Here is an 11,039-nt window from a genome sequence, read left to right on the forward strand (position 1 = left end):
TTGTGCTCCCTATGACCAGGGGCCCCACAGGGTCTCAGCCGGAATACACCGGAGCGACACGTGTGGCCCGCGCTTGCCGGTACGCCTGTTTGCGTACGGCCAGGTCTTCACCCGGGGCACCCCACCGCGGTTGGAGGGTTGCCGGCCAGCAAGCCGGGGCTATCTGCTGGCACTCATGACCTGTACCTATAGAACCAACGCTCCGGCTGTTGCGCAACCCATATGACGCAGCGTGAAAGTTGCTCATTACGCGCCTTAGGCTTGCCTTAGTCGAGACACACGTCACAACGTGCCAAGATGTTCGCATGCGCCTGGATCACGTCTCTTACGCCTGCGAATCCGACGGCCTGCTGGCCACCACGGAACGCATTGCTGCTGCCCTGGGAACCGACTTCGTCAAGGGCGGAGTCCACCCCCGTTTTGGTACCCGCAACATGATCCTCCCGCTGGCCAACCACCAGTATGTTGAGGTTGTTGAAGTACTGAACCACCCCGCGTCGGACAAGGCTCCCTTTGGGCAGGCCGTCCGTGCACGCTCCGAAGCCGGCGGCGGCTGGATGGGCTGGTGCGTTGCCGTTGAGGACCTTGCTCCCTTCGAAGAACGCCTTGGCCGCTCCTCCGTCCCCGGCAACCGCAAGTTCCCCGACGGACAGGAACTCACCTGGCGGCAGATCGGCATCAACGGCCTGATCGCCGACCCGCAGGTTCCTTACATGCTCCGATGGGATGAAGACAAGGCGGACCTCCACCCGTCCCGTGCCTTCGAAGGCACGGTCTCACTGCAGTCGCTCACCATTGCCGGCTCTGCTGCGCGGGTAACCGAGTGGCTGGGCATGCCCGTGGAGAAGCCGCTGGAGTCCGTGGACGTCACCTGGGTCTCCCCCAAGGGCACCCCGGGCATCATGTCTGTCACCTTTGCTACGGAGAAGGGTCTCGTCGAGATCTAGTTCGGCTCCCGGTTCGCGCAAAACGCCCCGGTTTGTGACGACCGCTCCGGTACGCCGGAGAGGAATCGTCACAAGCCGGGGCGTTTTCACTTTCGCCGGGTTGTTTGCACGGTTTCCCTCCGCTTCGGGACATCCCTGCCGGCTGGGCACATCCCTGGCACAGTTTCCCTCCACTTCGGGACATCCCCGCCGACTGGGCACACCCCCCCGGCACAGTTTCCCTCCACTTCGGGACATCCCTGCCGGCCGGGGACAATCCTGCGCGGCGCGACGGCAGGATAGTCCCAAAGTGGCGGGCAGGTCCCCAAGTGGAGGGTTTTGGCCTGAGGCCGTTCGATTTCGCGGCTCTTTCCACAAATTTGCTCCCTGACCGCCGGACACGGCAACCAGGCTGCAGAGTGATCCCATGCCCACCACTTTCGTGTTCTCCTCTGAGGCCGACCTGGACGGAACGAGCCGCCGGGATCTGGCACGCAGGTGCTCCAAGGGAGAACTCGTTCGACTCAGACGGGGGGTCTATATCCTCGCCGAGCAGTGGCGGGGCCTCGCTCCCTGGGAGCGCGAACGAGTGAGGCTCGCGGCGGTGGCAGGTGACCAGACACCGGGCAGAATCCTCATTCAGGAGTCAGCTGCGAGAGTCTGGTGCCTTCCCGTAGTTGGACGCCAAGCCGGGGTCATGCTGCTGGCACGAGGCGCAACGCATGGACGTTCCCGTGGCGACCTGCGCTGGGCAGAGCGGCGCCTGCTTGAACCTGTGGCCAGTATTGACGGCATCCAAGTCACGTCACGCGCCCAGACAGCCGTGGACATGGCCGCATATTTACCCTTCGAACAGGCCGTGCCAGCCATGGACCATGTTCTTCGAATCGACCACGCCCAGAAACTCCCAGCGCTGGACAAGGAACATCTTCGGCGCCTGGCAGGCCAATATGCCGCGGCAACCAAGCAGGCGCGGGCGACGCGGGTCATCGACTTCGCAGATGCCCGCTCCGAATCACCCGGCGAGTCCTACTCCAGGGCGCTCATGTACCGGCAGGGAATCCCGGCCCCGGTATTGCAGCGCGAGTTCCACGGTCCGGACGGGCGGCTGCTTGGCCGGACTGATTTCTTCTGGGAAGAGCAAAACGTGGTCGGAGAGTTCGACGGTGCACTCAAGTACGGCGAGCGCCCGGGCGGAATGCAGCAGCTTGGGCGGGACGCACTGCTGAGGGAGAAGCAGCGTGAAGACGCGATTCGGGCGACCGGAGTGGGATTCGTACGCTGGTCCTGGGCCGACCTCCAGGGTTCACCGCAGAATCCCGACGGACTGGTTCAGCGGTTGGTGAGGGCGGGCCTGCCCCGAAAACGACGTCGCTGATCCCGCTGCCAATTGCGACATCTGCTCACGTTTAGCGTTTCTGCTGCCTGCTCTAACCGGCAGCAGAAACGCTAGACGGTCTATTTGCCGGGATTCGTACGGGAAGAGCCGAACGCACGCACCAGATCCGCATTCACACCGCGGACCACGGCCGGATCCACCTTAAGCACCTTCCGGTCGTAGGTGAGCAGGCCGTTGACCTCGTCCTCGACGTCGGTGAGCTGGGTGTACACGGTGGCGGCAAGACCTTCGCGCACGGCAGGTTCAATCTGCGTGCGGTGCAGTGCGGTGTATGCCCGTTCAAGTTCGGACCGGCTGTGCAGGGTTTTGCCGTAGCCGAAGACCTTGCTGTTCCAGGTGTGACCGTCCAGCGGCAGGCTGAAACCGCCGTACTCGGAGAGGACGATGGCCCGCGGGTCACGCTGCCAGCGCCGGCGGATCCGGAACGGGACGGCGTAAACATGCAGGCTCTTGGCATCGCCGGCACCCTGGTCGTGCCAGCCGCTGGCATGGTCGATGCTGCGGGTGGGATCGAGTTCCCGCAGCTCGCGGGCGATATCCGCTGCGTCGAACTGCCCCCAGCCTTCGTTGAACGGAACCCAGAGGGCAATGCTGGGAACACTGCGCAGCAGGTCGACCGTCCCGCGCATCTCGCGCCGGAAAGCTTCCCGGCCGGCGGCGTCGCTGCGGCCGAACTTGGCGTAACTGCGGTCGCTGCGGCTTCCCCGCCCCGGCAGCGGTACAGGCTCGGGAGCCCGTCCCTCCCCCATCCCGCCGTTGACCAGGTCTTGCCAGACGAGCATGCCCAGCCGGTCGCAGTGGTGGTACCAGCGCAGCGGTTCTATCTTGATGTGCTTGCGCAGCATGGTGAACCCCAGGTCCTTGGCGGTCTGGATGTCGAAGACCATCGCCTCGTCCGACGGCGGGGTGTAGAGCCCGTCCGGCGAGTAGCCCTGGTCCAGCAGGCCGGCGTGCAGGTACGGCTTGCCGTTGAGCAGCAGGCGCCGGTGCCCGGCAGAGTCGGTGCCGGTCCCAAAGGTACGCAGGCCAAAGTAGGACTGGATTTCGTCAGCGCCGAGGCGTACCCGCACGTCATAGAGGAACGGTTCCCCCGGACTCCACAGCCGCGGCTCTGGCAGCGTCAGCTGAAACGGTTCACCGGGAACAAACGCGGCCGCAGCCAGCTCAGTGCCGCCGGCCAAGACGGCCGCCTCAGCGGTCAGGTCTCCGTTCCCGCCGGTACCGTCGGCGAGCACGGTGATTTCGACGCCGTCAAGCGTGTCCAGCGGCCTCAGCACCACGTCCCGGATCCAGGTTTTGGGCACCCGCTCCAGCCAGACGGTCTGCCAGATACCGGACTGGGCCGTGTACCAGATGCCGCCGCGTTCGAGCTTCTGCTTGCCGCGGGATGCGCCGTTCGTATCGGTGGCATCCAGTACCCGCACCACAAGTTCCTGCTCGGCCGAACCGGCGTCCAGCAGCGCGGTGATGTCCAGGGTGAAGGGGAGGTAGCCGCCGTCGTGCGTTCCTGCCTGCTGCCCGTTGACCGTGACGGTGCAGGACTGGTCCACCGCCCCAAAGTGCAGCAGCACGCGTCCCTCCGGTCCGTCCGGGAGGGCGAACGTGCGCCGGTACCAGAGCGCCTGGTCCGGCTGCAGCTGGCGTTCGACGCCGGAAAGCGGCGCCTCCGGTGAGAACGGCACCAGGATCCTGCCGTCCCAGGACTCGGGCGGATCCGTTTGGCCGGCGGAAGTGATGGCATAGTCCCAGTGCCCGTTGAGGTTCAGCCAGTTCCCGCGGACCAGCTGGGGCCGCGGGTATTCGGGCAGGACGTTTTCAGGGTTCAGGGCTTCGCCCCAGGGTGTAAGCAATGCCATTGAGGCGTCAGTCTCCAATTCCGATGGCGGATCCGAACAGGGCGAACCCCACGAACCCGGCGATGTCCACAAGGGCGTGGGCAATGACCAGCGGCATGACACGCTTGGTCTTGTAATAGGCGTAGCCGAACAGCAGGCCCATCAGGAAGTTGCCGATTCCGGGGCCAATCCCCTGGTACAGGTGGTAGCTGGCACGAACGAGGGCGCTGGTAAGGATCATGGCGGGCACGGACCAGCCCAGCGCACGCAGCCGGGTGAAGAGGTAGCCCACCACAATGACTTCCTCGAGGACCGCGTGCCGCATCGCTGAGAGCACCAGCACGGGAAGCGTCCACCAGTAGGTGTCCAGCGCGGCCGGAACAATGGCCGTAGTGATGCCCATCGCCCGTCCAGCGGCGTAGACCCCCAGTATCCCGACGCCGATGACGGCGGCCAGGGCAATACCAAGCCCGAAGTCCAGGCCAGGCCGGGAGAACGTGAAGCCGATCCGCCGGAACGCCGAGCGGCCCGGCTCCGTCAGGAGGTAGAGGACCAGCGCCACCGGGACCAGGGAAAAGAAGATGCCCAGCAGCTGATAGACGAGGTCAAAGACGGGGCTGTCATCCAGGACCGGGTTGAGGGTGGTCGTCTGGCCCTGCAGCGGCCCCTGCGTCATCTTGTCGATCAGGCGGACGACGGCGTAGACGCCTGACTGCCCCAGGGACAGTCCCAGCACGATCAGGATTTCGGCGACCAGCCTGCGCCGGGTTCCGGCATCAGGGACGGAGGCGGCGGAAGCGGAGCGCATGTGCCTATTGTGCCTGATCGGCCTCCCGGGCCGCTGCTCCCCCACTTGCGGATAACTGCCGTGTGCATTTCACTGGTTGAAATGCCAATACCACTGGATGGCATTTCACGGTATGCGCAGAGCCGCGCTACATGCGTGATGACAGCAAACAGACAGGATGACGTCTTGGTTCTTTCTTCTCAGGATTCAGCTTCGGGGACAGCCCTGACGGTGGAGGTTGGCACGGGCCCGCTGGACCCCGGGGCAGTCCTGGCCGTGGCACGCAGGGATGCCCGCGTGGCCCTGACCGCGGAGTCCCTCGCCGCCATGGAGGCCTCCCGTGCCGTCATCGAGTCGCTGGCCGCTGATTCCAAACCGCACTACGGCGTCTCGACCGGATTTGGGGCGCTGGCCACGAAACAGATTCCGCCCAGCCAGAGAAGCGTGCTCCAGCGCTCGCTGGTGCGCAGCCACGCGGCGTCGTCCGGCCGTGAAGTGGACCGGGAAGTGGTCCGCGCGCTGATGCTTAACAGGCTTTCCACGCTGGCAACCGGCAGGACCGGTGTCCGCCCCGACGTCGCCCGGGCCTACGCCGCGCTGCTCAACGCGGGCATCACGCCGGTCATCGGTGAGTACGGTTCACTGGGCTGTTCCGGTGACCTGGCGCCGCTCTCCCACTGCGCGCTGGCCCTCATGGGTGAAGGCAGGGTGCGGGACAGGGACGGCCGGGAACTCGACGCGTCGGACGCGCTCGCGGCCGCCGGCCTGGAACCCCTGGAACTTCAGGAAAAAGAAGGGCTCGCGCTTATCAACGGCACTGACGGCATGCTCGGCATGCTCACCCTGGCCATTGCGGACCTGCACCGGCTGCTGACCACCGCGGATATTGCCGCTGCCATGAGCGTCGAAGGTCTGCTGGGAACCGACGCCGTGTTCGCGGCCGATCTGCAGGCGCTGCGCCCGCAGCCGGGTCAGGCCGAGTCGGCGGAGAACATCCGGACGGTCCTGCGCGGATCGGTGCTGGTGGAAGAACAGAAGACAGGAGAGTTCACCCGCGTCCAGGACGCCTACTCGCTGCGCTGTGCCCCGCAGGTCCACGGAGCAGCGCGGTCGACCCTGGCCCATGCTGAGCACGTTGCGGCCTGCGAGCGGGCCTCCGCGGTGGACAACCCGGTAGTGACCCCCGACGGCCGGGTTGAGTCCAACGGCAACTTCCACGGAGCGCCCGTGGGTTATGTCTTGGACTTCCTCGCCATCGCCGTCGCGGACGTCGCGTCCATGAGCGAGCGGCGCACCGACCGGTTCCTGGACCGCAACCGCAGCCATGGCCTGAACGCGTTCCTCGCCGACGACCCGGGGGTGGACTCCGGCCATATGATCGCCCAGTACACCCAGGCCGGGATTGTCTCCGAGCTCAAGCGTCTCGCCGTGCCCGCGTCGGTCGATTCGATCCCCTCCTCTGCCATGCAGGAAGACCACGTGTCCATGGGCTGGGCGGCCGGGCTGAAGCTGCGCAGGGCCCTGGACGGGCTGGCACGGGTGCTGGCCATCGAAGTGCTGACTTCGGCCCGGGCACTGGATATGCGCGACGGCGGGGTGGCGACCGCCCGCAGCGCGCCGGTTTCGACCGCAGTCCGTACCGCAGTCCGGTCCGTAGCCGAGGGCCCGGGGCCGGACCGGTACCTGGCCCCTGAGATTGAAGCGGTCTTTGGCCTGGTTTCTGCCGGCACCGTGGTTACCGCGGCAAACAGTGTGCTGGCTGCACCGCTGCACTAAGCTGCTGGCATGAATTCGCAGAACACACCCGCGGGCCCTGCCGGCAGCCTCGGAGACGAAATCCGGGTCACAGCCGTGGTCCGCGGGGTGGTTCAGGGAGTCGGGTTCCGGTACCGCGTCCTGCGGCAGGCACTGAAACTGAATCTGACCGGCACGGTGGTCAACTTTCCGGACGGGTCCGTGGTCATCACCGCCGAAGGGCTGCCCTCAGCACTTGACGGGCTGCTCGAATGGGTGCGCTCTCCCGCGGCACCGGGAGTTGTCGAGAGCGTGGAAGAGCGCCGCTCCCCTGCTACCGGTGAGTTCAGCGGCTTCGACGCCGGATAGCCCGGGCTCCGCGCCGGCGTTACGATGAGCCGGCTGAAGGACTCCGGAGAGGTCCCCGCACGGGAAAAGACCCCGGACATGAAGAACGCCGGCAGACTGTGGGTTGGTTGGGGGGAACAACCCTAGTCTGCCGGCGCCGGATAGTTCACTACGCTATCCATTCATCACTCGCACCCTTATGAGGTACTAACTACGTTAGGACAGGGGTCTGGAAAGCTCCTGTCAGCAAGCTGGCAACTTCCTGAGAGTGGTTGCAGTCCTACGCTGCGCGCTTGAGGTCCTGGCCGGCCGAGGGCCTGGAATCCGCCGGACGGCCCGCGGGGGCCGTGCGGGGCTTGCTGCTCTTTTTCTTTTTGGCCGAGGCCTTTTTGTTCACCACGGACTTACCCGCAGCAGGACTCTTCGTCGGAGCACTCTTCGCAGCCCCGGAGGAAACCGGACCGGCCGACGCACCTGCAGCCGGCGCGCTGCCGTCGGGGCGGCCGGCTGCAGGTGCGCTGCCGGCAGGGGCTGCGGCGGATGCCGCAGCTGCAGCACCGGCGGCAGGTGCGCTGCCGGGCTCACGGGTGAGCAGTTCGCGGGCGAATGCCGTCTCCGCTCCGGGCTCACGGAATACCGGCACGGCTGCGGCACGCTGGTCAGCGGCAGCAGACCAGGCGGATACCGCAGGGCGGCTGCCCGGACGCGCGGGAGTCAGCGCAGCACGGATTTCCTCCGCTGCGAAACGGGTGGCGTCAATGAACGCGGCGGCTGCCGCGTCTTCGGGTGCATGCTCCATGCGGCGCACTGCCGACCGCTTGACCAGCCGGTAGATGGCGGCGGCCACCACGAGGATCGCTATGCCCGTGCCGTACATCAGTGCCAGGGAGAGTGCCAGGGAAGTCGTGCCGCCGGAGAAGGAGCCATACCCCGCCACCGCCAGGACCAGCCACACAACACTGACCGCGGTAATGACCGAACGGGCTTTGACGTAGAAGGGACGCTGCTGCACGCCGGCAAGCTGCGGCGGCATGATTTCTGGCACTGACGAGACCTCTCAAAAGCACAAACAGCAGGACTGGAAAATAGGAAAATGGCCGGAGCCGGCCTGCCCTTCAACTGTAGGTTTTCTTGGGACTGCCTTTGACCATTCCCGCGCCGTTTCACCGATTCGTTACGCGCCGGGGATGAGAGATTGGTCACAGCCCTGCGCGTGCGGGCGAAAGCGCCTCCGAGACGTCCAAAACGGGCTGTTCGCCCAGCAGCTTGGCCGCGGCGAATTCGGCGATTCCGGAGGAGGTTTGGAACCCGTACCCGCCCTGCCCGGCCAGCCAGAAGAACCCGTCAACGGCGTCGTCAAACCCCACCACAGGCACTCCGTCCGCCGCCTGGGTGCGCAGCCCCGTCCAGGCCCGCAGCGTGCGGCCAAGCCTAAGGCTGGTCAGCGAGTTGACCAGCTCCACCAGGTCTGCCACGTCTTCGGGCCGGTGCCGGGCGTCCTCTGCCGGGCTGGGAACTGTCTCCGACGGGGAGATCAGCACACCCTCGAGGTCCGGCCGGTAGTAGAAGTTGTCCAGTGCGCCGGCAACCATCGGCCCGTCCGCCGCGGGCGGATTACCGGCATCCACAATTGCCGCAGTGCGCCGGTACGGCTGCAGTCCGCGCCGGCGGGCCCCGAAGAGCTCCGCGACCGCGTCCGCCCATGCCCCGGCGGCATTGATGGCTACGGGTGCCGTGAAGGTCTCCCTGCCCGCTGAGACAACCCAGTTCCCGTCTGCGCTTCGCCCGGCAGCGTCTACCCTCCGGCCGGTGAGTATCCGCCCGCCTCCGGCCTCGATCCGCGAGCGGTGCCAGTCCATAAGGATGTCCGTGTTGCAGGAGACCGAGGTGGTGTCCAGGCCCGCAGCCTCGAAGTTCCCGGCCGCCAGTTCCGGTGCCAGTCCTGCGGCCTCGGCCATCGTGATGGGGTGCATGTGCCCGCTGGCCCGGTCCCGTACGTCTTCCTCGCGCCCGACGAGCATAAAGGACCGCGGCCTGAGGATCGGTTCGGGCAGACCGGCTTCCAGTTCCCGGATGAGCGCCAGGGTGCGCACCGTGAGGTCCTGGACCACGGGCGGCCCGTAGCTGGGGATAAGCTGCCGGGCAGAGCGTGAGGAAGTGTGGTAGCCGAGTTCGTTCTCGGCTTCCAGGAGGACGACGCCGGTGTCCCCGGCCAGCTTGGAGGCGAGGGACAGTCCGGCGATGCCTCCGCCGATGATCAGGACTTCAGCTGTTGTTTCAGGCACCGGGCACCACCGTCAGGATCGTGGCGTCATCGGCCTTTTCGCCGATGGCTGCCTGCCGCTCCCGCAGCTCGAGCAGAAGCTGCTGCACGCCGACCGGGGTGGACGCTGCCCGCAGGAAGCTGCACGGGCTGTCCACCAGGCCCAGGTCCACTGCCCGCCACGCTCCGTCCGAGGCCAGCACCACACGGCGTGGTGCCGGCAGCCGGACCAGGTGCGCGTGCTGCACGGCTTCGGGCTCCCGCCGGGCCACCCAGAGCCGCCCGGGGGTGTTGCGCAGTTCCCGGTCCCGGCGCAGCAGTTCCCGTGCCTGGTCCGGGTCTGCGGGGTGTTCCCGGTGGACCCGCAGGTCCGCCGGTTCGCTGGTTACGTGCACCACTGATCCATCCTCCAGTTCCACTGCTGCGTGGCAGTCAGCCAGCACCAGCACTTCGACGCCGGCCGCAGTGAGCTGCGCAATGGCCAGGGCCGCGCTCGGGAACCGGGTCCGCTCGCTTCCGGCACGCTCCTCCCCCACCAGGTCAACCCGGCGCAGCGCTTCGGCGAGCACCCCGCCGGCTTCGGATCCGGCACCGGTCCCCGGATCCGGCTGGGTGCAGGCGCTTTCAGCAAGCAGCAGGTCCAGCGTCCGTGCATACCAGGACGGGTTGGATGCGCCCGGCAGGTCCAGCTCCGGCAGCAGCGACGTGGCGCCGTCGATTACCCAGGCGCTGGCGGCCGCGAAGCCGCAGCTGTCTTCGGTGACGTGCCCGTCTCCTTCGGTCTGTACGCGGACGGAGTGACTCCAGGAAAAGGGCATAGCTCATTCTGGCATGCCGCCTAAAGCCAGGAGAGGTCATCGGTAAGGATCTCCATGAGTGTCTCCGAGCCCACCAGGTACAAGCCGGGGTGGTGCCGGGCGGCCAGCAGGTTTGATGCCATGCACAGCGCCCAGCCGCGCGCCCGCAGCCAGACGTAGGGGTCGGCGCCGTACCGGGTGCCCAGCGCGCTGCGGAAGGCACGCCGCCCGGCCGGCTCGAACACCAGCCACGCTGCGGCGAGGTCTGCGGCCGGGTCGCCGGCGGTGAGGTCGCCGAAGTCGATGATGGCCCGCAGCGTTCCGTTTCCGGCGATGAGGTTGGCCGGGTGCAGGTCGCCGTGCAACCACACCGGGTCCGAGTTCCAGCCCGGCACCTCCACGGCCTCGGCCCAGAGTTCACCAACCCGGGCTGCGTGCGGCACCATCCCCGCATGAAGCCGCTCCTGGACAGCCGAATCGCGGGACGCCAGCGGACCGCCCACCAGGGGGTTCCGCGGATAGTCCTTAGGTGCCGGGGTGTGGAAGGCGCTGAGGAACTCCGCCAGCGGGGCCGCCAGGTCCAGATTCCGGCCCCTGGGCTGCAGGGAGACGTCCAGGCCGTCGTACCAGGCGCTGATGCTCCAGGGGTAGGGATACGGCTCCTGCGGAACCCCGGCGTACACGGGAACCGACGTGGCCGTGGGCAGCCCCTCGGCGAGCACCGGCAGCCACTGCTGTTCCTTGGCCATCAGGCGCGCGGCTTCTTCCCGGCGGGGCAGCCGGACGGCGAATTCGCTGCCGAGCCGGAAGACGTGGTTGACCCAGCCGTCGCCCACTTCCACCAGCGGGTGGTCCGCCAGCTGCGGCTGCTGGCTCCGCAGCAGGCCGCGCACCAGCTCTGCATCCACCCTGAGCTGGGACGGCACGCTAGACATGCCTTGCACCCTACC

The 11,039-nt window shown here is 67.0% G+C and carries 10 protein-coding genes and 1 riboswitch; of the genes, 4 read left to right on the plus strand and 6 right to left on the minus strand.

What is annotated here, in order from left to right; all coding sequences use genetic code 11:
- Nucleotides 1–64: 64 nt before the first annotated feature.
- Nucleotides 65–181: riboswitch (SAM riboswitch) on the minus strand.
- Nucleotides 182–305: 124 nt separating this feature from the next.
- Together NGB94_RS13170 and NGB94_RS13175 are read left to right on the plus strand one after the other, a co-directional pair.
- Nucleotides 306–947, plus strand: coding sequence for a VOC family protein (locus tag NGB94_RS13170; protein ID WP_325791111.1), 642 nt, complete (start codon nt 306–308; stop codon nt 945–947).
- Nucleotides 948–1,353: 406 nt separating this feature from the next.
- Nucleotides 1,354–2,304, plus strand: a complete 951-nt coding sequence (locus tag NGB94_RS13175) for a type IV toxin-antitoxin system AbiEi family antitoxin domain-containing protein (protein WP_325791113.1) — start codon at nt 1,354–1,356, stop codon at nt 2,302–2,304.
- An 80-nt stretch (nt 2,305–2,384) separates the two neighbouring features.
- On the opposite strand, the gene NGB94_RS13180 is transcribed toward NGB94_RS13175, so the two are convergent.
- On the minus strand, nt 2,385–4,181 hold the full coding sequence (locus NGB94_RS13180) for a glycoside hydrolase family 2 protein (protein ID WP_325791114.1): 1,797 nt from the start codon (nt 4,179–4,181) through the stop codon (nt 2,385–2,387).
- 7 nt (nt 4,182–4,188) lie between these two features.
- On the minus strand, nt 4,189–4,968 hold the full coding sequence (locus NGB94_RS13185) for a type II CAAX endopeptidase family protein (protein ID WP_325791115.1): 780 nt from the start codon (nt 4,966–4,968) through the stop codon (nt 4,189–4,191).
- A gap of 138 nt (nt 4,969–5,106) precedes the next feature.
- On the opposite strand from NGB94_RS13185, the gene hutH reads away from it, so the two are divergent.
- Together hutH and NGB94_RS13195 are read left to right on the plus strand one after the other, a co-directional pair.
- Nucleotides 5,107–6,723 carry a histidine ammonia-lyase gene (gene hutH, locus NGB94_RS13190; RefSeq protein WP_418910655.1) on the plus strand — a complete coding sequence of 539 codons (1,617 nt, stop codon included), beginning with the start codon at nt 5,107–5,109 and terminating at the stop codon, nt 6,721–6,723.
- A gap of 9 nt (nt 6,724–6,732) precedes the next feature.
- Entirely contained in the window at nt 6,733–7,050 is a 318-nt protein-coding gene (locus NGB94_RS13195) for an acylphosphatase (protein ID WP_325791117.1), read from the plus strand.
- Nucleotides 7,051–7,309: 259 nt separating this feature from the next.
- On the opposite strand, the gene NGB94_RS13200 is transcribed toward NGB94_RS13195, so the two are convergent.
- From NGB94_RS13200 to NGB94_RS13215, 4 genes are all read right to left on the minus strand, one after another.
- Nucleotides 7,310–8,074: a hypothetical protein gene (locus tag NGB94_RS13200; protein WP_325791118.1), complete on the minus strand. Its 765-nt coding sequence runs from the start codon at nt 8,072–8,074 to the stop codon at nt 7,310–7,312.
- 154 nt (nt 8,075–8,228) lie between these two features.
- The gene (locus NGB94_RS13205; protein ID WP_325791119.1) at nt 8,229–9,314 is read right to left on the minus strand and encodes an FAD-binding oxidoreductase; all 1,086 of its coding nucleotides are present in this window, start codon (nt 9,312–9,314) and stop codon (nt 8,229–8,231) included.
- Nucleotides 9,307–10,110: a hypothetical protein gene (locus NGB94_RS13210; protein ID WP_325791120.1), complete on the minus strand. Its 804-nt coding sequence runs from the start codon at nt 10,108–10,110 to the stop codon at nt 9,307–9,309. Before NGB94_RS13210 ends, NGB94_RS13205 begins: the two co-directional genes overlap by 8 nt.
- 20 nt (nt 10,111–10,130) lie before the next feature.
- Complete coding sequence (locus NGB94_RS13215) at nt 10,131–11,024, minus strand: aminoglycoside phosphotransferase family protein (RefSeq protein WP_325791121.1); 894 nt, start codon at nt 11,022–11,024, stop codon at nt 10,131–10,133.
- Between the last annotated feature and the right edge of the window lie 15 nt (nt 11,025–11,039).

The sequence above is a fragment of the Arthrobacter koreensis genome (assembly GCF_035792275.1).
GTDB classification, from domain to species: Bacteria; Actinomycetota; Actinomycetes; order Actinomycetales; family Micrococcaceae; genus Arthrobacter_B; species Arthrobacter_B koreensis_A.